25 protein-coding genes are annotated in these 23,449 nt (G+C 70.0%); 11 read left to right on the forward strand and 14 right to left on the reverse strand.

Going from position 1 to position 23,449, the window contains the following annotated elements; translation table 11 throughout:
• Positions 1–46: 46 nt before the first annotated feature.
• From OG943_RS30935 to OG943_RS30945, 3 genes are all read right to left on the reverse strand, one after another.
• On the reverse strand, positions 47–472 hold the full coding sequence (locus tag OG943_RS30935) for a GlcG/HbpS family heme-binding protein (RefSeq protein ID WP_328604446.1): 426 nt from the start codon (positions 470–472) through the stop codon (positions 47–49).
• Positions 414–1,928: an MDR family MFS transporter gene (locus OG943_RS30940; RefSeq protein ID WP_328604447.1), complete on the reverse strand. Its 1,515-nt coding sequence runs from the start codon at positions 1,926–1,928 to the stop codon at positions 414–416. The genes OG943_RS30935 and OG943_RS30940 overlap by 59 nt, the downstream gene beginning before the upstream one ends.
• A gap of 83 nt (positions 1,929–2,011) precedes the next feature.
• Positions 2,012–2,887: a hypothetical protein gene (locus OG943_RS30945; RefSeq protein ID WP_328604448.1), complete on the reverse strand. Its 876-nt coding sequence runs from the start codon at positions 2,885–2,887 to the stop codon at positions 2,012–2,014.
• 236 nt (positions 2,888–3,123) lie between these two features.
• Between OG943_RS30945 and OG943_RS30950 the strand changes: the two genes are divergently transcribed.
• Complete coding sequence (locus tag OG943_RS30950; RefSeq protein ID WP_328604449.1) at positions 3,124–3,942, forward strand: FadR/GntR family transcriptional regulator; 819 nt, start codon at positions 3,124–3,126, stop codon at positions 3,940–3,942.
• A 62-nt stretch (positions 3,943–4,004) separates the two neighbouring features.
• On the opposite strand, the gene OG943_RS30955 is transcribed toward OG943_RS30950, so the two are convergent.
• The 9 genes from OG943_RS30955 to OG943_RS30995 form a co-directional block, all read right to left on the reverse strand.
• Positions 4,005–4,781 (reverse strand): hypothetical protein, encoded by a 777-nt coding sequence (locus OG943_RS30955; protein WP_328604450.1) that lies wholly within the window; start codon positions 4,779–4,781, stop codon positions 4,005–4,007.
• A 127-nt stretch (positions 4,782–4,908) separates the two neighbouring features.
• On the reverse strand, positions 4,909–5,610 hold the full coding sequence (locus tag OG943_RS30960) for a class II aldolase/adducin family protein (protein WP_328604451.1): 702 nt from the start codon (positions 5,608–5,610) through the stop codon (positions 4,909–4,911).
• A gap of 21 nt (positions 5,611–5,631) precedes the next feature.
• Positions 5,632–5,889: a hypothetical protein gene (locus OG943_RS30965; protein WP_328604452.1), complete on the reverse strand. Its 258-nt coding sequence runs from the start codon at positions 5,887–5,889 to the stop codon at positions 5,632–5,634.
• A gap of 27 nt (positions 5,890–5,916) precedes the next feature.
• Entirely contained in the window at positions 5,917–7,008 is a 1,092-nt protein-coding gene (locus OG943_RS30970) for an alcohol dehydrogenase catalytic domain-containing protein (RefSeq protein ID WP_328612198.1), read from the reverse strand.
• Positions 7,009–7,013: 5 nt separating this feature from the next.
• Positions 7,014–8,006, reverse strand: coding sequence for a cupin domain-containing protein (locus OG943_RS30975; RefSeq protein ID WP_328604453.1), 993 nt, complete (start codon positions 8,004–8,006; stop codon positions 7,014–7,016).
• Positions 8,007–8,029: 23 nt separating this feature from the next.
• Positions 8,030–8,989, reverse strand: coding sequence for a TAXI family TRAP transporter solute-binding subunit (locus OG943_RS30980; protein WP_328604454.1), 960 nt, complete (start codon positions 8,987–8,989; stop codon positions 8,030–8,032).
• The gene (locus OG943_RS30985; RefSeq protein WP_328604455.1) at positions 8,986–9,831 is read right to left on the reverse strand and encodes a fumarylacetoacetate hydrolase family protein; all 846 of its coding nucleotides are present in this window, start codon (positions 9,829–9,831) and stop codon (positions 8,986–8,988) included. The genes OG943_RS30980 and OG943_RS30985 overlap by 4 nt, the downstream gene beginning before the upstream one ends.
• A gap of 3 nt (positions 9,832–9,834) precedes the next feature.
• Complete coding sequence (locus OG943_RS30990) at positions 9,835–10,779, reverse strand: VOC family protein (RefSeq protein WP_328604456.1); 945 nt, start codon at positions 10,777–10,779, stop codon at positions 9,835–9,837.
• Positions 10,772–12,382: an FAD-dependent monooxygenase gene (locus OG943_RS30995; protein ID WP_328604457.1), complete on the reverse strand. Its 1,611-nt coding sequence runs from the start codon at positions 12,380–12,382 to the stop codon at positions 10,772–10,774. The genes OG943_RS30990 and OG943_RS30995 overlap by 8 nt, the downstream gene beginning before the upstream one ends.
• 86 nt (positions 12,383–12,468) lie before the next feature.
• Here OG943_RS30995 and OG943_RS31000 point away from each other — a divergent pair, with 86 nt between their 5' ends.
• The 4 genes from OG943_RS31000 to OG943_RS31015 all read left to right on the forward strand — a co-directional run bounded on the left by OG943_RS31000 (position 12,469) and on the right by OG943_RS31015 (position 15,946).
• The gene (locus OG943_RS31000; RefSeq protein ID WP_328604458.1) at positions 12,469–13,257 is read left to right on the forward strand and encodes an IclR family transcriptional regulator; all 789 of its coding nucleotides are present in this window, start codon (positions 12,469–12,471) and stop codon (positions 13,255–13,257) included.
• A 114-nt stretch (positions 13,258–13,371) separates the two neighbouring features.
• Positions 13,372–13,593: a ferredoxin gene (locus OG943_RS31005; RefSeq protein WP_328604459.1), complete on the forward strand. Its 222-nt coding sequence runs from the start codon at positions 13,372–13,374 to the stop codon at positions 13,591–13,593.
• Positions 13,593–14,762: an NAD(P)/FAD-dependent oxidoreductase gene (locus OG943_RS31010; RefSeq protein WP_328604460.1), complete on the forward strand. Its 1,170-nt coding sequence runs from the start codon at positions 13,593–13,595 to the stop codon at positions 14,760–14,762. Before OG943_RS31005 ends, OG943_RS31010 begins: the two co-directional genes overlap by 1 nt.
• The gene (locus OG943_RS31015; RefSeq protein ID WP_328604461.1) at positions 14,762–15,946 is read left to right on the forward strand and encodes a cytochrome P450; all 1,185 of its coding nucleotides are present in this window, start codon (positions 14,762–14,764) and stop codon (positions 15,944–15,946) included. The genes OG943_RS31010 and OG943_RS31015 overlap by 1 nt, the downstream gene beginning before the upstream one ends.
• Positions 15,947–16,030: 84 nt before the next feature.
• On the opposite strand, the gene OG943_RS31020 is transcribed toward OG943_RS31015, so the two are convergent.
• Positions 16,031–17,233: a cytochrome P450 gene (locus tag OG943_RS31020; protein WP_328604462.1), complete on the reverse strand. Its 1,203-nt coding sequence runs from the start codon at positions 17,231–17,233 to the stop codon at positions 16,031–16,033.
• Positions 17,234–17,396: 163 nt separating this feature from the next.
• On the opposite strand from OG943_RS31020, the gene OG943_RS31025 reads away from it, so the two are divergent.
• Positions 17,397–18,377 carry a zinc-binding dehydrogenase gene (locus OG943_RS31025; protein ID WP_328604463.1) on the forward strand — a complete coding sequence of 327 codons (981 nt, stop codon included), beginning with the start codon at positions 17,397–17,399 and terminating at the stop codon, positions 18,375–18,377.
• 138 nt (positions 18,378–18,515) lie between these two features.
• Positions 18,516–18,992 carry a RidA family protein gene (locus tag OG943_RS31030; RefSeq protein ID WP_328604464.1) on the forward strand — a complete coding sequence of 159 codons (477 nt, stop codon included), beginning with the start codon at positions 18,516–18,518 and terminating at the stop codon, positions 18,990–18,992.
• Between the two features lie 15 nt (positions 18,993–19,007).
• Here OG943_RS31030 and OG943_RS31035 read toward each other — a convergent pair whose 3' ends face one another.
• Positions 19,008–19,751: an IclR family transcriptional regulator gene (locus tag OG943_RS31035; protein WP_328604465.1), complete on the reverse strand. Its 744-nt coding sequence runs from the start codon at positions 19,749–19,751 to the stop codon at positions 19,008–19,010.
• A gap of 49 nt (positions 19,752–19,800) precedes the next feature.
• Here OG943_RS31035 and OG943_RS31040 point away from each other — a divergent pair, with 49 nt between their 5' ends.
• Genes OG943_RS31040 through OG943_RS31055 form a run of 4 tightly spaced genes read left to right on the forward strand, consistent with a single transcriptional unit; the run spans position 19,801 to position 23,448 of the window.
• Positions 19,801–21,000, forward strand: coding sequence for an MFS transporter (locus tag OG943_RS31040; protein WP_328604466.1), 1,200 nt, complete (start codon positions 19,801–19,803; stop codon positions 20,998–21,000).
• A complete protein-coding gene (locus OG943_RS31045; RefSeq protein WP_328604467.1) occupies positions 20,997–22,064 on the forward strand; it encodes a cupin domain-containing protein in 1,068 nt (355 codons plus the stop codon). Before OG943_RS31040 ends, OG943_RS31045 begins: the two co-directional genes overlap by 4 nt.
• On the forward strand, positions 22,064–22,870 hold the full coding sequence (locus OG943_RS31050) for a fumarylacetoacetate hydrolase family protein (RefSeq protein ID WP_328604468.1): 807 nt from the start codon (positions 22,064–22,066) through the stop codon (positions 22,868–22,870). The genes OG943_RS31045 and OG943_RS31050 overlap by 1 nt, the downstream gene beginning before the upstream one ends.
• A complete protein-coding gene (locus OG943_RS31055; RefSeq protein ID WP_328604469.1) occupies positions 22,867–23,448 on the forward strand; it encodes a maleylpyruvate isomerase N-terminal domain-containing protein in 582 nt (193 codons plus the stop codon). The genes OG943_RS31050 and OG943_RS31055 overlap by 4 nt, the downstream gene beginning before the upstream one ends.
• Position 23,449: the final 1 nt, after the last annotated feature.

Here is a 23,449-nt window from a genome sequence, read left to right on the forward strand (position 1 = left end):
CAGCGCTTCTCGCGTCGAATGCGGCAGTGAATTCGTGGCGGGTGGTTCAGCCGGCGTCGGCGGCCAGACCGGCCTTCTCCACCCCGGCGACGGCGACCGTCTCGTCGTTTTCCGGGCGATCGCCGCTCACCCCGACCGCGCCCAGCAGGGTGCCCTGGGCGTCCCGGATCAGCACGCCGCCGCGTGAGGACGCGATCCGCCCCTCCGAAATCGTGGCCAGCGCGGAGAAGAACGCCGGGTCGCGGGTGGCGTGCCGGGCCCCGGCCGCACCGCCCTGTCCGGTGCCGAGGCAGCCCCACGCCTTCGCGTGCGCGATCTGCGGGCGCAGGATGCCGGCGCCGTCCTCCCGCTTGACCACGACGGGGTGACCGCCGGTGTCGAGCACGGTGACGGTCAACGGGCGCAGGCCGAGTTCACGCGCTTTGCCCAGTGCCGCGTCGACGATCTCCGACGCTTGGTTCAAGGACAGCATGGTGCTGGTTTCCCTTCTTCTTGGTGCGTGGTGGGGGAATGGTGTTCGCCGCGTCGCCCTTGCGTACCGCCCGGGCGGACAGCAGGCCGAGCAGGTTGATCGCAGCGGCTACGAAAAAGGCCAGGTGATAGGCCGACGGCGCGATCCGGCCCTCGGTCGGCGCGCCGGCCAGCACGATGACAGTGGTGGTCACGGCGACACCGATCGCGCCGCCGAGCCGACGGCCGACGTTGAACAAAGTGGACGCGCGGCCGGAGTCGGCCGGCGAGATGCCGGCGAACGCGACGGCCTGCCCGGCCACGAAGACCTGCCCGACGGACAAGCCCATGCCGAACAGCACGACCCGCACCGCCCAGAGGTTCGTGTCGGTGCCGAGCAGCCCGAGCACCGCGATGAACAGGCTCGTCCCGGCGATCCCGGCCATCAGGTGCCGGCGCGGCCCGAGTCCGCGGTACAGCAACCGGCTGCCCAGCTGCGAACCCGTGATCACACCGAGCGCCTCCGGGAAGGTGCTCAGGCCGGAGTCGAGCGCGGACATCCCGCGACCGTCCTGAAAGTACAGTGACACCGTATAGAGCGTGCCGAGAAACGTCACGGACTCGATCGCCATGATGGCGGTGGCGTTGCCGAACAACCGGTCGAGGAGCAGCCGGACGTCCACGATCGGCGCGGACCGGCGAAGTTCCAGCACCACCAACGCGATCAGCAGCACCACCCCGGCGGCCACGGAAGCGAGCACTTCGGGCGACGTCCAGCCGTCACGCGGTCCCATCGACACGCCGTACATCGCCAGCCCCAGCCCGGATGCGGCGAGCAGGAAACCGGCGGTGTCGAACTCGGCGGGCAGATGCTGGTCGTCGCGGCGCAGGAACACCGCGCCGAACACCAGCGCGGCGACGCCGATCGGCACGTTGACCGAGAACACCGCGCGCCAGGACAGGTCGGTGACCAGCAGCCCGCCGAGCACCGGGCCCACGGCCGGCGAGACGCCGGTCGCCAGCGTGATCATGGCGGACACCCGAACCCGTGACCGCGGCGGGTAAGCCCGCATCAGCATGGCCATCCCGACCGAGGTGAGCAGACCACCACCGGCGCCCTGCACCACCCGGAACAGGACCAGCTCGCCGAGGCTCGACGCGATACCGCACAGCTCCGAGGCGATGGTGAATACCGCGATCGCGGTGAGCAGGGTCCGCTTGCCGCCGAACCGGTCGCCGAGCCAGCCCGACGCCGGGACGAACACCGCCAGGCTGACCAGGTAGGCGATGGACACCGAGTCGACCGCCGTGGACGGGACGGAGAAGGCCCGCCCGATGGTCGGCAGCGCCACGTTGACGATGGTTGAGTCCATAGTGGACAGGAACATCACCGCGACGTAGACCACGGCCACCGCGGCCGGCCGGCTGACGGTTTCGCGGATGCCGCCGACGACGCCCTGCCGGTGCGGTTCGGTCATGGGTAACCTCCGGACTGATCACGCACCGGGCGAGCCCGGGGAACGCGCCCCCGCGATCGGCCCGCCGGACGACGAGTTCCCGGTCAGACCGTGGTCTTCTCGGCCGCTTCCCGAGCCGCTCGCTTACGCGGGTTCTCGAACTCGATCCCGCCGTCACTGGTGACGATGTCGAACTGATCCGAAGGGACCGTCGGCACCTGCACCGGCGGGAGGCCCACGATGAAGAACACCATCTCCTCGGTGGCGTCGACCTTCAGCGTCTCGCCGGCCTCGACCTGCAGGGCGGCCAACCGGCCGATCGCCGTTCCGTCCACAGTGGCCGTGCCGGACAGCGCGACGATCAGCCGCCGCCCCTCGTCGGTGGCGGAGGTCCACTGGGCGCCGGAACCGACCTTGACGTGCTCGATCCAGAACGCGCGCTCGGTGAACGAACCGAAGAACTTGCGCTCGACGCCCGGGGCGCCGGCCACGGGCAGCCAGTTGAAGTGGACCGGGTTCATGATGAGCACGCTCTGGTAACGCGGCCGCGGGAACTTGATCTCGCGACGTTCGCGCCGCGGGGCCTCACCGTCCCGCTGCGCGGCCGGCCCACGACCTCGCGCGGCGGCCATGCCCAGGCCGGCCGCTCCGCCGAACTGCAGCACCAGCTGCAACTGCTTCGGGGTGCCCAGCGGGTCGTCCTGCGGGCCGTAGGTCTGGCCCTCCGGGAAATAGCCGATTTCACCCTCGTGCAGGACGCCCTGCTCGCCCAGGTTCATGTCGCCGACCAGCGGCAGCCGGATCTGCTCGAAGGTGTGCCGGTGCCGCGGCATGCGGAAGTCGCCTTCCTGGCGCCCCAGGATGTAGCGGAAGTTCTCCAGCTTCTCCGGTTCGCCGCCCATCAGCAGGTAGTTGAAGGACACCGTGCCCCTCGGGTGGTCCATGTGGTAGCCGTCTTCGTCATAAGGCGCGATTTTCATCTTGATCCTCCTCTGTGTCTGTCGTACCAAAAACGCTACCTACTTGGTAGGTTGAGAGCAAGGCGCGAGCGGCTGTGAACCTGCTGTGGGTTCCGCCCGGCACCGGCGCGGCACCGGCGCGGGGCTGGACTGGGCGGGGCGGAGCTGGACTGGGCGGGGCGGGGCCGGCCGCCGAGCAAACTCGACACTGGGTACCAAGTAGGTAGGATCGGTAGCAGAACTGCCGAGGAGAGCCCATGTCACAATCGTCAGCACGCCTGTACCGCGGCCGGGTCGCCGACCAGATCGTGGACGACCTGCGCGCCCAGATCCTCAGCGGCGCGCTGGCGGACGGCGCGCGGCTGCCCTCCGAGCGGGAGCTGGCCGCCCAGTACGACGTCAGCGCGCCGACCATCCGCGAAGCCGTCCGGGTGCTGACCGCGATGGGCCTGCTCAGCACCCGCAACGGCAGCCGGACCACCGTCACCGCGAGCGGGGACACCCTGCTCGCGATGTCCATCGCCTCGGTCGTCCAGTTCGAGAAGGTGTCCGCTCCCGACGTGTTCGGACTACTGGGAGCGCTGAACGCCTACGCCGTCGAGCAAGCTGTCGAACGGGCGTCCGACGAGGACATCGCCGGGCTGCGGGCCGCCGCCGAGCAGGCCGCGAAGGTGGCCGACGCGGAGTCCTCCGCCGCGGCCCTGCTGCACTTCTTCGTGACCCTCTCCGCGATCTCGCACAACCCGTTGCTCGCCGCGCTCTGCCGGTTCATCACCCAGATGCAGATCGGCCTGGCCCTCGAACTGTCGAAGGAATCCGCCGAGGAATGGGGGCGTGTCCCCCGATCGCTGAGCAAGGCGCGGATGGACATCGTGGACGCCCTCGCGAGGCGGGACGGCCCCGCCGCCGTCCAGCTCGTCCGCGAATACCACTACAAGGCGGTCAAACGGGTCCAGACCTCCCCCGGCGCGAAGCGTCTCCGGGAGACCGATCCAGGGCTCGCCGGCCTGCTGTCTTCCTGGCTGGGAACGCACGTGGGGCTGGGCGGCAGCGCGGACCGGCGAACCCGGCCCTGACGCTTCGCGGGCAACAGAGGGGTGGCCCCGGCGACAAGCCGCCAGGGCCACCCGTCCGGCCATCACTCGTAGCCGACGACCTTGAAGTCCTTGCTGACGAAGACGTGGTGCGGCCAGTTGATGCTGATGTTGTGGACCTCGTACTCGCCGTCACTCAGCTGCACAACCCGGTCGACGACACCGCCGGGGACAACGGCCTGCGCGGCCACCGTGGCCTTGTCCGCCACCGTCCCGCTGACGATAGTCCCTTCCCCTTCGGTGTAGTCCGGGATCTGGCCGACCGACTGCGTCGGCGAAGGCACGCCCTGCTGGAAGGCGATCACTCCGGCCTTCTGGGCCGCGGCGGCGCCGCCATCACCGAAGGGCTGCACGTCGACCTGCGACGCCGTGATCGTCGCGCTGTCGACGAGCCCCAGGACGAGGACGCTTTCGCCCGTCTTCACGACACTCGCCGGGGCCGGGAGGATGCCCAGCCGGTACGTCGTGGCGGAGTCCTCGTTGACGGTCACCTCCACCCCCGTCGCCGTCGCCAGCGTGAAGCTCGACGCGGACTTGGAGTCGACGATCCCGGTCGCTCCCCCGTCCGCCGGCGGGGCCGCGGGCCCACCGCCGGGCGGCGTGGACGCGGCCGGAACGGGCTGCGAGACCGCCGCGGAGGCGGTACCGGCGCCGGCGAGCCCGACCATCGCCACCGTCAGCCCCGCGGCCGTGATCCAGGCCCCCCGTTTCCCCCACCGCGACCGCCGCGCACGCGGCTCGCCCGGCCCGCGTTCCTGATCGGCCACGGTCGTCGGGGATGCCCCGGCGGGCGGGCGGCTTGTCGGTTCGTAGTCATTCATGACGGCGTTCCTCTCCTCGGCCTGATACCTGGTTGCCTACCTACCAAGTAGGCGACCTCTCAGAGAGTGCTCACCGTTCATGTGAGCTTCTTATGGCCGGCCTGTGCTGAAGCTGTACGCCGCGTTCTCAACGAGGGGCGTCCGGGGCGTTGCCTTGGCGAACCAGGTACGCCCAGCCGGCATGCAGCTGGCCCGGATTCCACACCTGCTCGCGTTTGAACCGCGTCTCCGCCTCGTCCGACCACCGCGCCGGTCCGCCCGCGGCCATGGCCATGAGCTGGGTGCGGCAGGCGCGTTCGAGCAGTACCGCGTACATGACCGCGGATTCGATGTCCGGGCCCGCGGTGGCCGCGCCGTGGTTCGGAATCAGGACACCGTTGGCCTCGCCGAGGCGCTCGGCGAGTGACTGGCCGAGCTCCGGCGTGGCGATGAGGGCGCCGGTTTCGGTGAAGCGCGGCAGTTGCGGATGGGCGAACGGAACCGCGTCGTGCGAGAGCGGCTTCAGGTCGACGTCGAGCGAGGCGAACGCGGCCAGCGCCGGGGCATGGGTGTGCACGACGGCACCGACCTCCGGGCGAGCCGCCATGATCTCGGTGTGAATCGGGTATTCCAGGTGGCGTTTGCCGGTGCCCTCCAGCACCGTTCCGTCCGGGGCGACCAGGAGCACCCGGTCGTCGCCGGTCTCTTCGAACCCCCAGCCGGACGCCTTCAGCCAGGCGCCGCGCCCGTCGGGATCGCGGACCGAGGCGTGGCCCCAGACCATGTCGCCGAGCCCGGCCGCGGCCAGCGCCCGGCCGGCCCTGATCACCAGCTGCCTCGAGTGGGGCACGGAGTTCTCCTCGCGTCGGGTTCAGACGGCCTGCGGCGTGGCGTGTTCGGCGACGATCACCCCGGTGCCGGCCGGTGCCAGGTCACGCGGCAACTGATGGTGCGTTTGCCGGTGCGCTGGGGCAAGCCCGGCCTGGTGGATGGGGACAGTGGCGGCGCCGGGGCCGTGCACGGTCCTCGCGTCCGGGTTCCGTTCGGCCAGGGCACACAGGCAGTCGGCGTCCAGGCGGTCGGCGTCCAGGCGGCCGGGGTGGGCGTGGCCGGAGTGGGTGAGGCGCATGGTGCTCGGTGGTCCTTCGGCGTCGGGTCAGGGGTTGACGACCGTCATCCACATGGGTTCGGTGCGGCGCTGCATGGCGTCGACGGCCTGCAGGGCGTCCTCGAGCGGGAACCGATGGGTGATCAGTTCGTCCGCGGTGAGCGTGCCGCTCGCCAGCAGGCCCAGGATCTCCCTGGCGTCATTGCGGGTGCAGGCCCGGGTACCGACGAAGCGCCAGCAGTTGACCATCATCGCGGCCGGTGGCAGCGAAAGCGGGGTCGCGTTGGATCCCATGTGGACCAAGGCGCCACCGGTGGCCAGCGCGGCCATGGCCTGCGCGGTCCCCGGCCCGCCGGGGAGGTAGTCGAGGACGGCGTGCGCGCCCTCGGGGGCCAGCTCGCGCAGCCGCCGGGTGAGCCCGCCGGTGCCGGCCCAGTCCCCGGCCAGCTCGTCGAACGCGACGGTGGTGGCCGGGATGCCGCCGGCGAGCGGGGTGACCGCGCGGACGCGCTCGCGCTCGCGGCCGACGAGGATGAGGTTGGCGATGCCGAAATGCGCGGCGAGTTTGACGGTCGCGGTGCCCATGGTGCCGGTCGCGGCGGTGACGATCACGGTGGCGCCCATGGGCAGGTCGGCCAATTTCAGCGCCCGCAGCGCATTCGCCAGGTCGTGCGCCTTGGCCGCCACGTCGAAGCCGACGGTGTCGGGCAGTGGGTCGATCAGCCAGTGCGGCACGCGGACGTACTCGGCCAGGCCGCCGTCGTGGTACTGCTCGTAGAGCGGCGGCACGGCGTCGCTGAACACGGCGTGGCCGATGATGGACTGCTGGGCGCACATCATGTCGCGGTCGGTGCGGCAGTAGTCGCAGTCGCGGCAGTTCAGGTTCGGGTGCACCCGGACGCGGTCGCCGACCGCGATCTCGGTGACGTCGCCGCCGACCGCCGCTATCGTGCCGGCGGCCTCGTGGCCGAGAGTGGTGGGCAGCCGCTTGAACCGGCCCATCTCCAGCAGCCGGATCAGGCCCGGGGCCAGACCGGCCGAGGCGACCTTGACCACCACGTCGAGGGCGCCGGGCTCCGGGACGGGGATCTTCTGCAACGTCAACGGGTCGGGCCCTCGGCCGGCCCGAACGGCGAGCATGGTCGTCACTGGTGGACCTCCACGTCGAAGGATTGAAGTCGTTCGGGCGCATAGGCTTGCGACTCACGGGTGGTCTCGGCCACCTGCGGAAGCTCACGATGCGAGAGCAGGCTGAGGTAGTGGCCGGGCTCGGTCGTGACGCCGGCGTGGGCCACGCCCAACGGCACCCGGACGAAGTCGCCGGGTTCCAGGTCGACCAGCCCGCGTTGGCTGATCAGTGTGCGCCGGCCGCTGACCTGGTACTGGATCTCGTCGGCGTCAAGCCGTCGCCGGTAGCGGCGCGCGGCGCCCGGTGTGGTGCTGACGAAGCCGATACGGATGCGTTCGGTGCCGTACAACCAGGTGGTGGCGCGGTCCGGGTCGGCCCGCACCACCGTCATACGGCGGTCCTCCAGGTGCACCTGCTGGAGCAACTGCTCTTCGTCCACACCGAATACGGCGATGTCGTGGCCGGGTGTACCCATGCACTGGGTGATGGCTTCGTTCACCTCCCCGGGCTGCCAGCCGGGAAACGGCGGGAACACCGGGACGGAGACCCGCTGCGCCGGTGCCAGTTCGGCGACCGGCGCGGGCAGGTAGAACAGCAGATGGCTCTCTTCACGCCCGTAGTTGTCGTGCGCGACACCGCGCGGGATGCGGGAGAACTCACCCGGCCGGTGCTCGATCACGCCGAGTTCGGTCATGAGCGTCCGCTCGCCCGCGATCTGGTAGGAGATCTCGTCCACATCGCAGTTGCGGTGGTAGAAGGGCTGGCGGCCCTTCATGGTCTGCCACTCGACCCGGATCTCGTCGTTCTCGTAGACACCGCGCGGCGGGGCGAAGGGCTGGTGGACGTACTCCGGTGGGTAGTGCACCACGCTCAGCGGCGGGTACTCGCGCCACGACCGGCCCGGTGCTTTCGGCGGATACGGCGGCGCCAGCAACCGGTGCTCGTCCCGCGTGATGCTGCGCAGCGGCAGCTCCGACCCGATGACCAAGACGTCCTCGACGACCTCCATGGCGAACTCCTTGTCCTGGTGGATCAACTCGTGGGGAGGGCTTGGTAGTAGCGGGCCGCGCCCGGGTGCAAGGGGATGGGGGTCCGGCCCATCGTCACGGGATCCAGCGGATAGGTGACCGGGCTGCGCTCGGGGGCCAGGTGCCGGTACTGGTTCTCCAGGATCTGACGGGTCTCGCCGAGGATCCAGGCCACCGCGTAGGCGATGTCCTCGTCGAGGTCGGTCGTGGTGATCATGAGGAAGTCCGAGAAGTCGAGAGTCCGGAAGTCGCCCGCGCCCGCGAAGTAGCCGTCGGCGACGGTCGCGGCCGGCCACCCGTAGTCGGCCTCGATCCCGGCCAGCACGTCGTCCTCGACCGGCAGGAAGTGGTAGTCGGGCGCGAGTTGCTGCCAGTGCGGCAGCATCACGGCCTCGTGGATGATCGCGTCCGCTCGGCCGGCCAAGGCGTGGCCGAGGGATTCGAAGGGCCGCTCGTCCTCCAGGAAGCGTCCGCCCCACGCGGGCAGATCGATCCCGGCCCGGTCCAGGACCGTGTGCGCGGCCAGTCCGACGTGGTTGATGCCGTCGTGGACGGAGGTGGCCAGCCGTAGTGGCGGTGCCTTCTCGCGCAGCTCGCCGAAGGTGGTGACGTTGTGCGAGCGGTGGACGGCCAGCACCAGCCGGTCGCGTTGCGGGATGACGCCGAGCGCGCGCAGCCGCGGGAACTTCTCCTCGGCGTAGACGCCGCGCCCGTCCAGCGCGGCGATGGCGAACGCGGCGGGGGTGGCCAAGGCGATGTCGACCTCGTGGTCGCCGACCGCGCGAACGGCGTCGACGAAACCGCGGCTGTTCCAGGTCGCGATCCGGGTGCCCGGACCGGACCGGTCACCCAGTTCCTGGGCGACCCAGCCGCAGACCCGGTGCAGGTTGGCCGTGCCCCAGTCGCCGCGCAGGTGCAGGGTGAAGCCGCGGTCGATCTTCGGCTCTGGTGGACGATCGCTCATCGGGCACCGCCTTCGCTGGTCAGGCCGGCCCGCACGAGATTGTGGATGGCGCCGACGCCGTCGACCTCGACCGTGATCTCGTCACCGTGGCGCAGGAACACCTGTGGGTCACGGCGAAAGCCGACGCCGCCCGGAGTCCCGGTCAGAATCAGGTCGCCGGGCGCCAGCTCGGTGAAGGTGGAGATGGTCGCGATCAAGGTGGGGATGGTGAACATCAGGTGGGACAGGTCGGATTCCTGCAGCTTCCGGCCGTTGAGCACCGTGCGGATGCCGGCGTTGCCGATGTCGACGTCCTCGGGCGGGACCAGGTACGGGCCGACCGGGGTGCTGGCGTCCCAGGCCTTGCCCTGCAGCCACTGGTGGGTTCTGTACTGATAGTCGCGCATGGTGACGTCGTTGGCCACCGTGTAGCCCAGCACGTGGTCGACGGCGTCGGACTCGGCGATCCGACGGCCCGGGCGGCCGATCACCACGACGAGTTCGCCCTCGTAGTCGACCTGGGTGGATTCCGGTGGCAGGACGATGTCGTCGTGGGGGCCGATGAGGCTGGAGGCGAACTTCGGGAACAGCACCGGGTAGCCGGGGACGTCCCGGTTGGTTTCGGTGACGTGGTCGCGGTAATTGAGGCCGACGCAGAAGACCTTCGACGGCCGCGGCACCACCGGCAGCAATCGCACCTCCCCGACCGGCACGGCCCCGGCTTCGTCGCGAGGCGCGGCCGAAAGAACCTCCGGCGTGGTCGCCGGGCCGAGTTCAGTGAGCCCGGACAAGGGGATCACCGTCGTGCCCCGCACCTCTCCGGCCTGGCGCCGGCCGCGGTGTTCGTAGGTCGCGTAACGCACCGCTCACTTCCCTTCGCTGGTGCGGCGCCAGGACGCGAGCTGGCCACCCCACAGGTTCACGGTGTTGGGGACGGGCTTCCACCGCCGCGGCACGTAGGTGACCCGGTCGTCATGGAACTTCTCCATCTCGGCCGACAGCTCGACGTGGTTGCCGGCCGGATCGTCGAAGAACACGAACAGGTTGTTGCCGGGACCGTGGCGGCCCGGTCCCCAGGTGACGTCGACGTCCTCGTCGGTCAGCCGGTCGCACCAGGCCTTGAAGTCCGCCCACCCGGCCAGGTCATAGGAGTAGTGGTCGAGACCGCCGCCGCGGCCGACGTCGACCACCGCGAGGGTGTGGTGATCGCGGTCGCTGCGCAGCCAGGCGAACCGGCCGTCGTCGAGCTGGTCGGAGATCCGGAAACCCACGACGCCGGTGAAGAAGCCGACCATGGTCTCGACGTCGTCGGTGCCCAGGGTGATGTGCTGGTACTTGATCGGCCGGCGACCGGTGTCCGCCGCCGTTTCGCCGTCTCGCTCCACGGTGGTGTGGAACTGGACCTCGGTGCCGTGCGGATCGATCGTGGTGATGCCCCGCGCCGGGCCGGCCACTGCGTTGAGTTGGCCCGCGTCGAGTTGACCAGCGTCGAGTTCGCCGACCGGGTGGCCGGCGGCCGCGAGCCGCGCGGCGATCCCGTCGACGCCGTTACCGTCCCGGACCTCGAACGCGTAAAACCGCAGTCCCGCCTCGCCTTCGACCAGGTCGAGCACATGGTGCCCACGCCCCCAGCCCAGCCGCAGGCCACCGCCGGGAAGTGCGCGGTGCACGACCATGCCGAGCACCCGCCGATAGAACTGCGCGGTCGACGCCAGGTCCGGCACCGACAAGCCGATGTGCGACACCGCGGTCCGGGTCAGGGTGCCCGCCGCGTCGCGCTCGCGCAGCACGACCCGTTGCGGTTTATCCATGGGTGAGTGCCCCTTCCGATGAGGCGGTTGTTGTCCGGGGGGTCCAGGCCAGCACGCGGTCGGCGAACGCGGCGCTGTCCGCCGGTCGCCAGCACGCGGCGACGACGTGGTCCGGCCGCAGCAGCACGAAGGATCCGCGGTACGCCGAGAATTCCCGGCCCAGCCCGCCGTCGATGTCGAGCACGAGGCGACGTGTCGTACGCGGCAGATACTCGTTCTGTCCGATCTCGACGGTCGTCGCGGCCAGGGCCGCCGTGACGGGTTCGGTCTCCGCCCACGAGCTGTCGCCGAGTTCCACGCCCACCAGCGCCCAGCCCGGTCCCAGCACGTCGTCCAGCCGGCGGAAGCGGTGATCGGCGGTGTCGAACACCCATGGCTGCCCGACGACGACACCGGTCGGCCCGCAACTTTCCGGGATGACAAGGCCGTCGGTGTAGCACTGCGGCGGCCGATACCGCATCTCCTCCAGATAGGCCCGTCCGGCCGGCGTGGCCAGCGCACGGGTCACGGCCTCGTCGCGGGCCCGCGCCAGGCCGGGCTTGGTCGTCATCACCCATCGGCCCAGCCGCTCGGACATGCGCACCGTGGCCAGTGCGTGCGGCAGTCGCTCGCGCTGATAACTGGACAACGCGGCCGGAGCCAGCCGGCCGGCCAGCACGTCGGCGATCTTCCAGGTCAGGTTGATCGCGTCCCGCACGCCCGAGTTCAGCCCCTGCCCGGCGAACGGCGGCATCATGTGCGCGGCGTCGCCGAGCAGGAACGACCGGCCGATCATCCACTCGTCGGCGACGACGGCGTTGAAGCAGTAGTTCACCGCGCGTTCCACCTGGGCCGGGGTGATCGTCCGATAACGGGACACCAGCTTCTCGATGAGCGAGAACGGCGGCGGCTCCTGCGGAGTGCCCTCGTCGCCGAACAGCCGGAATTCGTAACGGCACCGGCCGTCCCGTCCGGGCACGATCACATGTGGACGGTCGGGATCGCCGTGGTGCATAGCGAATCGTTCGGTGTGCGCGTCGTCGAGGGTGTCGACGACCAGCCAGGCATCGTCGTAGCTGCGCCCGGTCAGGTCGACGCCCTGCAACAGCCGGGTGGCCGACCGGCCGCCGTCACAACCGAGCACGTACGCGGCCTCGATGGTGATCTCGCCGTCCTGGGTGACGGCATGGACATCAACGTGCTCGGGTCGCTGGCCGAAGCCGACCACGCGGGTGTCGAATGCGAGCCGCACGGTCGGCATGCCGACCAGCGCGCCGACGAGGACACGTTCGAGATCGGGCTGGGCGAACGGGTTCTTGAACGGGTACCCGAGCCGGAGCGATTCCGGGCCACGGGCGTGGAACAGCTCTTGGCCGTGCCGGTCGTAGTAGCGGGTGCCGGTGCCGGGCAGCACCACCGGCAGCACCCGGTCGACGATCCCGGCCTGCTGGAATCCGCGCAGCGCTTCGTCGTCGATGCTGATCGCCTTCGGTTCGTCACTGGTGCCCGAATGCTGCTCGAGTACCGCGACCGTGACGCCCCGGGCGGCCAGCAGGGCGGCGGCGGTCAGGCCCACCGGGCCGGCCCCGCAGACCACCACGTCGAAGCTGCCGCTGAGCGTCATGACTGCCAGCCTAGGCACGTATTCCTGTTTTCCGTCAGCAAAGTCCTGACAAACAGGACCACGGAAAATCGCTTATGCTGCTGGACATGCCTGGACGAAGCCGTAACACCAGCACCTACCGCGAACGCAACTCGACCGCCGATCGGGCGCTGGACATTCTGCTGCTCTACTGCTCCGACAAACCGGTGTGGACCGGCGCCGAGATCGCCGCGCGGCTCGGCGTCGCCCGCTCCACCGGTTACCGCTATCTGCAGAGCCTGGTCACGACCGGCTTCGTCGAGGAGACGACCGGCGGATTCCGGCTGGGGCCGCGCATCTTCGAGCTGGCCCGATCGGCCAGGGCCGGGCTCGGCCTGTCCGAGGTCTCGCTGCCGGTGATGCGGTCGCTGGCCGCCCGGGTCAACGAGACGGTGCTGCTCACCCGCCGGTCGGGCCGGTCGGTGGTGTGCCTTGACCTGGTCGAACCGCGGCACACGGTCCGGCTGTCCTACGAGCGCGGCCATGTCCTGCCAATCAACGCGGGGGCCGCGGCCGAGGTGCTGCTGGCCTGGGCCGATCCCCACGAAGTCACCGCAGTGCTCGAACAGGCGCCGCTGGAACGGTTCACCGCCCGCACCCTCACCGAGCCCGACAAGCTGCGCACCCGCTTCGCCCGCATCCGCAAGCGCGGCGTGGCCATCTCCCAGGGCGAGCTGGACGAGCACATTCTCGGGGTGGCAGCACCGATCCGGGACAGCACCGGCAGCGTCTGCGCCGCGATCAGCATCGCCGCGCTGGCCGCCCGAATCCCCCGCGCGGAATTGCCGAACGTGGAGAACGCGGTCCGCGACGCCGCGGTTACGATCAGCCGGGAGCTTGAAATTCGCGACAGTTGATGCTCGTCCTGAATTACAGGATAGGCAATTTGACAACCAGGAATCCCGCTCCTTAACTTGCGGCATCCGTGAATATCGCCGGCCTGGTCCGGCGCACAGCTGCCGGGAGTCGTTATGGAGCAAACAGGGGCCGGCCGGCTGGTGGTCGACCGGATTCGGTGTGAGGGTTACGGAATGTGCGAGCAGGCCGCGCCGGAACTGCTCCACCTCAATGATGATGACGAGCCGGTCATCGATGTCGCTGCCATCCCGGCGACCCAGAAACCGATCGCGGACGCGGCCGTACGCGCCTGTCCGGTGGCGGCGCTGAGCTTGTCCGGCACCACGGTCAGCTGATGACCACGCGACGGCACATCGTCGTCGTCGGCGCGTCCCAGGCGGGTTGCGGTGCGGCGGCGGCATTACGCGGTTTCGGTTTCGACGGCGACATCACGGTGCTCGGTGACGAGCCGCATCGACCGTATACCCGGCCTCCGCTGTCGAAGGCCGTCCTCGTCGGCGCCGAATCCGAGCACAGCGTTTTCCTGCCTGTGCCCGACGACATCCAGTTGCGCACCGGCGTCGCCGCTGTCGGCCTGGACCGGGCGAACAATGCCGTTGAACTCGCCGGCGGCGAACACTTGCGTTACGACGGCTTGGTCATCGCGACCGGCGGGCGCGCCCGCCGGCTGGGTAACACCGTCCACAGTGGCCAGATCACGCTGCGCGGGCTGGACGACGCCGTCGCGCTGCGCGGGCAACTGGCCCGCGCCCATGGCGTCGCGGTGGCCGGTGCCGGGTTCCTCGGCCTGGAGATCGCCTCGGCGGCGGCCGGCCTCGGCAAGGCCGTCACCGCTGTCGACCAGGTTCCCCCGCTGGTCGGCAGGCTCGGCCCGATGCTCGCCGGCCTGGTCCTGACCGCGGCCGCCGATCACGGTGTGCGGGTGAAGATCGCGCCGGCCGGGGTCCGGGTCGACAACCCCGGCCGGATAGTGGCCACGGACGGCTCAGTGCTGACCGAGGGCGACCTTGTCGTCACGGCGGCGGGCGACGTGCCCAACACGGAGTGGCTGCACGGGAGCGGCGTCGAACTCGACAGCGGGGTCGTGATCGACAGTGCGTGCCGGGTCGCGCCGGACATCGTCGCCGCGGGTGACGTCACGTCCGTGCGTGGGCGCAACGGTCGGGCGATGCGCAGTCCGCACTGGTGGAATGCCCTCTCCCAGGCCAAGATCGCCGCAGCCACCCTGCTCGGCCGCGAATCGCCCGAGCTGGTGGGCAGCACCCCGCCGTTCTTCTGGACCGAGGCGTTCGGGCTGAAGATCCGGATGGCCGGCCACCTGCCTCCGGTCGGCGAGCCGACGGTGATCGACGGCTCGCTCGCCGAACGACGCGCCCTGCTCGTCTGGCCGGCCGAGGGGCCGGGCAACAACTTCGGCACCGCGGTCTCCGTGAACGTCCCGATCTCCGCGCCGAAGCTCACGAAGCTCGCCCAGCAACTTCCAGCTCGCCAAAGGACACTTTGATGCAGTCGATCGCCGCCACCCCACGGTCCGATGTGGACATCTTCGCCGAAGACGTCATGGCCGCGCCCTACCCCGCGTTCCGGCAGCTCCGCGACGCGGGCCCGGTCGTCCACCTCGACCGGTTCGGCGTCTACGCGGTACCGCGCTACCAGCAGGCGCGTCACGTACTCGCGGACTGGGAATCGTTCTCGTCCGCGGACATCGCGTTGAACAACGATTTCAACGAATACATGAGCGACTTCTCCATTCTGCGGTCGGATCCTCCGCTGCACGACGCCATGCGAAACACCCTCGCGGCCAAGCTGGCCCGCCGGGCCCTGCGCGAGCAGGAGCCCGCGATCAGCCGGCGGGCCAAGGACCTGGTCGGCCGCCTGGCCGAGCAGGGCTCCTTCGACGCGGTGACCGACCTCGCGCGCAGGTTCCCGGTCGAGATAGTCGGTGACCTGATCGGGCTGCCCCAGGAAGGCCGGGAAGATCTGCTGCGAATGGTCGACGCCAACTTCAACTGCTTCGGCCCGGACAACGAGCGCACGCGGGCGTCGCTTCCGAAAATGGCCGAATTGGCCGACTACATGCTGACGCGCGTAACCCGGGAGAATCTGGCCGAGGGCAGCATGGGCCGGGCCGTGTACGAGGCCGCCGACGCCGGTGCGATCCCCGCGCCGGCCGCGCCCTGGTTGGTGATGGCTTATGTCACGGCCGGGATGGACACCACGGTGCACGCGCTCGGCCACGCTGTCTGGCTGATGGCCGAGCATTCCGCTCAATGGGAGTCGCTGCGGGCCGACCGGTCATTGGTGCCGCAGGCGTTTCGTGAGGTACTCCGCTGCGAATCGCCCGTCCAGGCCTTCGGGCGAACGGTGCGGACCGACTGGACCGTCGAGGATGTCACGCTGCCGGTGGGCACGAAGCTGGCTGTCCTGTTCGGATCCGCCAACCGCGACGAACGCCGATGGGCCGATCCCGATCGGTTCGACATCACCCGTGACAACAGGGAACACCTGGCCTTCGGGTACGGCCTGCACGGCTGCGCCGGTCAGGCACTGGCCCGCATCGAGGGTGAGGCGATCCTCAACGCGCTGGTGGACAAGGTCACCCGGATCGAGGCAGGGACACCGGTCCGCCATTTCAACAACGTCCTGCGCGGCCTGGAATCGCTCCCGGTCACGGTGTTCACCGACTGACCCGACCGGCCGCATGCGTCGACCGCAACGTCACTGTCCATCATGGACCGCTACCGATCGCCGGACGGGCCGCCACCAAGCGGGTCAGCCCGGAATGTGCACCAGCAGCTTCGCCGGCCTGCGCACCATCAGCTCATCGGCGAGTTCGTGGACATAACCGGTGGCGAGCCGGACCTCGGGCCGGCAGCCCAGCAGCTCACGGATGAACGCCTGTGCCTCGATTCTGGCGAGCGGAGCTCCCAGACAGGCGTGCGGCCCCTTGCCGAACGCGACGTGACCGGCCGGGTGATCGCGCTCGATGTCGAACTCCAGTGCGTCCGGGCCCCAGACCGCCTCGTCCCAGTTGGCCGACTGCAGCCCGACGACCACTTGTTCGTCGTACTCGACCGGGCATCCGCTCACTTCGGTGGTGTGATGCGGGGTCCGCATCACGTACTGCAGCGGCGCGTCCCGGCGCAGGGACTCCTCGATCGCGGCTCCGATGAGCTCAGGTTGATCCAGCAACAGCTTCCACCGTCGAGGCTGGGACAGCAGCGCGTACACCAGGTTGGTGATCAGGCTGATCGTGGTTTCGGTCCCGGCCTGGATCAGTTGCCAGATATGCGTGAGAGCGTCGGCCGGGGCCAGTTCCCCGGCCTCGGCCGCTGCGGCCAGCCCGGAGACCACGGTGTCGTCGGCTGCCCGCAGGCCGGTTCGGTATTCCTCCAGAACCTCGCCCAGCCGGTTCATCATGGCGGCGTACTCGGGCCTGCCTTGCAACGGAGCCGGCAGAATCTCGTGGAGGACGTCGCTCCAGGCCTGCAACTGGCCCCAGTCCTCCTGGGGCGCCCCGATGAGCGTGTAGACGACCCGGACGGCCAGGCGCTTGCTCGTCGGCACCAGGTCGACGTCGACGCCGACGGGCAGCTCGCGCACCGCGGCCGCGGCGAGTTCGCGGACCCGCGGCTCGAGCCGGCGCAGGGTGCGCGGAGCGAACCACTCGCGCAGCCGTCGCCGGAGGTCGGCGTGATCCGGGGGATCGAGGGTCGGCAGCGAACCGCTGGGCCGGATGCCTTCCGCACCGTTGACGGGATCGAGCCGGAAGTTGCTGCGCGCCGAGAACGTCGTGGTGTCGAGGAGGATCCGCTGGACGTCCTCGTGCGCGGCGACGAAGTGCATGCGCGGGTGGGGCTGGGAAACCGGGCAGCTTCCCCGGACCTCGGCGAGCCGCCGCTCGGCGGCGTGATGGTCAGCCAAGCTCAGTGGATCGAACGGTGCGACGTCATCGACGCTGACACTCTCTTCCATACCAGGATGATGACACCCGAGACCTACGATATGCGACTGGTGATTCGCTATTCAGGACATCGACGCCGGGGCGGCAGTGGACTCCCGCGGACTGCTCACGCCCGAGGTACTGCGAGGCACAAACATATTGACGATTCCCGATATGTCGATCTAAGGTCACCGCATGCCGACTTCGATGCGTGTGGTGGAACTCGTCCGCTTCGGTGACGCAGACACCGCGTTCGCCGCCCGAGAGCTGCCCAGGCCTGCTCCCGGGCCCGGCCAGGTGCTGGTGCGCGTGCTGGCCACGTCCGTGAACCCGCTCGACCTGCAGACCCGGCGCGGCGACTACCGCGACCAGGTAACGCTGCCCGCGGTGATCGGCAACGACGTCTCCGGCGTCGTGGTCGAGACCGGCGCTGGGGCCGACGACTTCCAGCCGGGCGACGAGGTCTGGTACCTGGCGCCGATGTTCGCCGGGCCGGGCACCTACGCCGAGTTCCACGTGGTCGACCAGGCCCTGGTCGACCACAAGCCCGCCCGGTTGTCGCACGTCGAGGCCGCCGGTCTCGCGCTCGTGGGCGTGACGGCGTGGGAGGCGCTGGTCGAACGCGCCGGGGTGCGGGCCGGGGAACGGGTCCTGGTGCACGGTGGAGCGGGCGGGGTCGGGTCGGTCGCCGTCCAGGTCGCCGGCGCGCTGGGCGCCGAGGTGGTGACCACCGCGCGGGCACGGGATCACGAGTTCGTCACCGGGCTGGGAGCCGACATCGCGATCGACTTCCCGGCCGGCGACTACGTGCCGCAGGTCCGCGCGCTGGGCGGGGTGGACGTCGTGCTGGACACGGTGGGCGGGGACACCCTCGCCCGCAGCGCGGAGGTCCTCGCCGACCGCGGCCGCGTGGTGTCCATCGTGGACATTCCCGAACCGCAGAACCTGCTCGCCGCGTGGAGCGTGAACGCGACCTACCACTTCCTCTTCGTCAGCCCCGGCCGGGCGAAGCTCGCGGCCCTCGGCCGGCTGGTCGACCAGGGCGAACTCCGGCCGGTGATCGGCGCCGTGCTACCACTGGCCGACCTCGCACAAGCGCACACCCTGCTGGAAGGCGGCTCAGCCGGCGGACGCCCACGCGGCAAGATCGTCGTCGCCGTGCACCCCCTGGACTAGCCGCCGGGTTAGCCCCTGCGTTTCCTTTCGCCGGGCGGCAGTCGGAGAGATTCCGTCCTGCAGAATTTTGGCCTGGTGCAGGGTGGAACCCGCATAGGGTTTCACCATCGCCACTTCGGCCCGCGCTCGGGAGGAATCATGAAGAAAGCACTCGCGCTCACCGGCGTCGCCATGCTGTTGACCGGAGGAGTCGCGGCCGCGAGCACCAACGGCGCGATCGTGTTCAACCCCCTGCCCGGCGCGCACAATCCTGGCTCACCAGCGGCGAGCCTGCCGCTGTCGGACAGCACGCGAGCGGGCGACCTGCTTCAGCTGTCCGGGGCGATCGGCAACACCAAGCCCGGCATTCCCGTGGTAGCCGGGGGAATCCCCGCCGAAGCAACGCAGACGATGGAGAACGTCAAAGCCTCACTGGCCCGGCAGGGACTCGGTATGCGCAACGTTTTCAAGTGCACGGTGTACACCACCGACCTGACCCAGCTCGGCGGGTTCAACAACGTCTATTCGACCTACTTCGCCAAGGGCCGGATGCCCGCGCGGTCCGCGATCGGTGTTTCCGCGTTGACGCTCGGCGCGCACGTAGAGGTGGAATGCACCGCCCTCTACCCGTATTAGAACGTGGCGATTTGCTCATTCGCCCGGGGCCAGCTCGCCCTCGATCCGGGCGACGGTCGCGGAAAGCAGCTCGGCCCAGCCGATGAGCAACGACTTGTCGAATCGGGCGGTCGGCATCGCGATCGCCAGCGCGCCCAGCGGCTCGCCCGCGTCGGCCCGCACCGCCACGCCGATCGCCGTCACCCCGGTCTCGGTGAGCTGGTTGTTGACCGCGAACCCGCGCTTGCGTACGGCCGAGAGCTCTTTGGCCAGCCGGGCAAGGTCGACGTCCGGGTCGTCGCGGTACAGCGTGGTGAGCTTTTCCCTCGGCAGCAGCGCCAGCATCGCCCGGCCGCCGGAGGAGCGGTCCGCGGGCAGTGACCGGTTCATCCGGTTTCCCACCCGCAGTATCTGGTCGGACTCGACGGTCGCGACGATCCGCATCTCCCGGCCGGCCAGCACCGTCAGGTTCACCGTCTCATGGGTCTGCCGCATCAGATGTCGCATGTGCGGCAAGGAGATTCGCCGCAGTTGCGGGACCGGCGCCTCGGACCTGGCGGCGGGGCGCAAGACCTTGCCCGGCCCGTACCGGCGGTCCGGCAGACGTTCGGCGAACTCGCGGTACACCAACGTGGTCAGCAGCCGGTGCGCGGTCGACGGCGCGACGCCGACCAGTTTCGCCGCCTCGGTGACCCCGAGCGCGCCTTCCTGCTGCAGCAACGTCGCCAGGTGCAGCGCGTGGTCCACCGAGCTCACCGAGTACTGCGGCTTATTCCTCATAGCAGAAAATGCTATCCCCACAGATGGAATTCCCCCAAGGATGGGACACATGACCACCAAGACCGTTCTGCCACCGCGGCGGGTAGCCCTCCTGGTCATCACGCTGTGCTGGGTGGTCGTGGTCTTCGACGGCTACGACCTGATCGTCTACGGAACCGTCCTGCCCCGGCTGCTCACCGAGCCCGGCTGGAACCTCACGCCGTCGAGCGCGGGGCTGCTCGGCAGCCTCGCGTTCGCCGGCATGCTGATCGGCGCCGTGCTCGCGGGAACACTGGCGGACCGGATCGGCCGGCGCCGCATGGTCATCCTGTGCTCGCTGTGGTTCTCGGTGTTCACGGCGTTGTGCGCGGTGGCGATCGGGCCGGTCAGTTTCGGCGCGCTGCGGTTCGTCGCGGGGCTCGGGCTGGGCGGGCTGGTGCCCAGCGCGAGCGCGCTCACCGCCGAATTCGTCAGCCCCCGCTACCGATCGCTCGTCGCGACGCTGATGATGTCCGGTGTTCCGGTCGGCGGGTGCGTCGCCGCGCTGGTCGGCATCGTGGTGCTGCCGGACTTCGGCTGGCGGCCGATGTTCGCGATTTCCCTGCTGGCAGTGCTCGTCGTGCCCGCCGCGATGAAGTTCCTGCCCGAGTCGCCGCAGTGGCGGCCCGACCAGGACAAGGCGCCGCTACGCGAACTGATCCGCCCGCAGTACCGCCGCGCGACCGTGCTGTTCGCGCTGACCACCGTCGTCACGCTGTTCACCTGGTACGGCCTCTCGACCTGGTTGCCGCAGCTGATGCGGACGAGCGGGGTCGACGTCGGGTCCGCGCTGACCTTCCTGCTCGCGCTCCAGCTCGGCGCGGTCGCCGGATCCCTCCTGACCGCGTGGGCCGGCACCAGGTTCGGACCCGTGCGTACCGGTATCGCCGCCGCTGCGGCCGCCGCCGTCGGGTTGTTCTTGCCGGTCACCGGGCCGAGTCCGGCCGTCGTGTACGGCGCGATGGTGCTCGCCGGCATCGGCACGCACGGCACGCAGTGCCTGGTGATCGCCGCCGTCGCCACCCATTACCCGGCCCGTCTGCGCGGTGCGGCGCTTGGGTTCTCGCTCGGCTTCGGCCGCATCGGCGCCGTGCTCGCGCCCCAGGTCGGTGGCTGGCTGCTGGCCGCCGGGCTCGGCATCAACGCCAACTTCCTCGTCTTCGCCGCGGCCGCCGCCATCGCCGCCGCCTTGCTCGCCATCAGCCCTCGTGAAGGAGTGATCCAGTCATGACCACGGATGCGGAAGTCCCTGAGCTCGACGCGCTGTACCGGGAGTTCGCGCAGCAGGGATTGGTTCCATTGTGGACGGAAATCGGCGACCTGATGCCGCATCAGCCGGCCTCGCCCGCGGTACCGCACCTGTGGCGGTGGTCGAGCATCCTGCCGATGGCCGAACAGGCGGGCCGGCTCGTGCCGATGGGCCGCGGCGGGGAACGCCGGGCGCTGGCGCTGGCGAACCCCGGCCTTGGCGGCAGGCCATTCGCGACGCCGACGCTGTGGGCCGCGATCCAGTACCTCAACCCCGCCGAAAACGCCCCGGTGCACCGCCACACTCAGAACGCGTTCCGGTTCATCGTCGAGGGCGAGGGCGTGTGGACCGTGGTGAACGGCGACCCGGTCGCGATGCGGCGCGGCGACTTCCTGCCGCAGGCGGGGTGGAACTGGCATGGCCACCACAACGCGAGCGACCGCCCGATGGCCTGGATCGACGGCCTCGACATCCCGTTCCAGCACTACGCCGGGTCGACGTTCTTCGAGTTCGGCCCGGACGACGTCGGCACCCGCGAATCCCCCAGCCGGTCCCGTTCCGAACGGCTGTGGGGCCATCCCGGCTTGCGACCGGTGACGCAGGTGACGCCGTCGCCCGCGACTCCGCTGCTGGCCTACCGCTGGGAGCACACCGACCGGGCGCTGCGCGACCAGCTGGCCCTGGAGTCCGAGGGGGCCGCGGGCACGGTGGAGCCCGGCCACGCCGCCGTCCGCTACACCAATCCCACGACCGGCGGCGACGTGATGCCGACGATCCGCACCGAATTCCACCGCCTCGCCCCGGACACCACAACGCGTCCGGTCCGCGAGACCGGATCGTCGGTGTACCAGGTCTTCGAGGGCACCGGCGAGGTCAGCGTCGGCACGCACACCTGGACCGTGACGCGCGGCGACCTGTTTGTCGTCCCGTCCTGGCAGGCCTTGTCGCTGTCCACGGACCGCGGTCTCGACCTGTTCCGCTTCGGCGACGCCCCGATCTTCGAACGCCTCGGCCAGCACCGGGTCGAGCACCTGGAGGACCACTGATGAAGTTCGCGACCATCCGCACCGTGACCGGCACCCTCGCCGTGCGGCAGACCGCTGCCGGCTTTGTCTCCACGGGCTTCCCCGACGTCGGCGCCCTGCTGGCGAGCGGGTCCGCCGGTGCTGGTGAACCTGTTGTCGCCGGGGACTTCGCTCCGGTGGTGCCGGCGCCCGGCAAGATCTTCTGCGTCGGCCTGAACTACCGCACGCACATCCAGGAGATGGGACGGGACCTGCCGTCGCACCCCACGTTGTTCGCGAAGTTCGCCGACAGCCTGATCGGGGCACGCGACGACATCGTGCTGGCGCCGGAGTCGTCCGCCGTCGACTGGGAGGCCGAGCTCGCCGTCGTGATCGGCAAGCCGGTGCGGCGGGCGTCCGAAGCCGAGGCAGCCGAGGCTATCGCCGGGTTCACCGTGCTCAATGACGTGACGATGCGCGACTGGCAGTTCCGCACGAGAGAGTGGTTGCAGGGCAAGACTTTCGAATCGACCACGCCGATCGGGCCGTTCCTGGTGACGCCGGACGAGCTGCCCGGTGGTGTGCGGCCGGTCTTGGACATCCACTGCTCGGTCAACGGTGAGACGGTGCAGAAGTCGAACACCGGCGACCTGGTCTTCGATCCGGTCGATCTCGTCCGGTACATCTCGACGATCACCACCTTGCGGCCCGGCGACGTGATCGCCACCGGAACCCCGGGCGGGGTCGGGCACGCGCGTCAACCGCCCCGGTACCTGGCCGATGGCGACGTGGTGGTGACCGAGATCGAGCACCTCGGGCGCCTCGAGAACTGGGCGAGGACACAGTGACCACGCGGGAGTGGATGGACGCGGGCACGAAGGTGTTCCTCGAGACCGTGGCCGGGCTGAGCGATGCCGACTTCGCCCGGGCCACGGCCTTGCCGGGCTGGAGCCGGGCCCATGTGGTCGCGCACGTGCACTACAACGCCGATGCGCTGCGGCGGCTGGTGCGGTGGGCGGTCACCGGGGTGGACAACCGGATGTACACCGGACCGCACCAGCGGCGGGACGAGATCGAGTGGGGCGCCGAGCTGCCGGTTTCCGCATTGAGATCGCTGGTGGTGTCCTCGGCCGCGGCGCTGGCGGCTGATCTCGACGCCATGCCCGAGTCCGCTTTGGACTTTCCGGTGATCACGGCTCAAGGGCGGACTGTGCCGGCCCGGGAGGTCTTCTGGATGCGGGCTCGTGAGGTCTGGGTCCACTCGGCCGACCTCGGCGTGCCGTTTTCCTGGCTGCCCACGGACTTCGTCCTCGCTCTCGTGGTGGAGGCGGCCGAGAAGCACGCCTCCGGCGGGAAGGCGACGGAGCTGGCGGCGTGGTTCACCGGGCGCTCGCGGACACCACCGTCGTTAGGGCCCTGGTTGTGAC

This window comes from Amycolatopsis sp. NBC_00345 (assembly GCF_036116635.1).
Taxonomy (GTDB): Bacteria; Actinomycetota; Actinomycetes; order Mycobacteriales; family Pseudonocardiaceae; genus Amycolatopsis.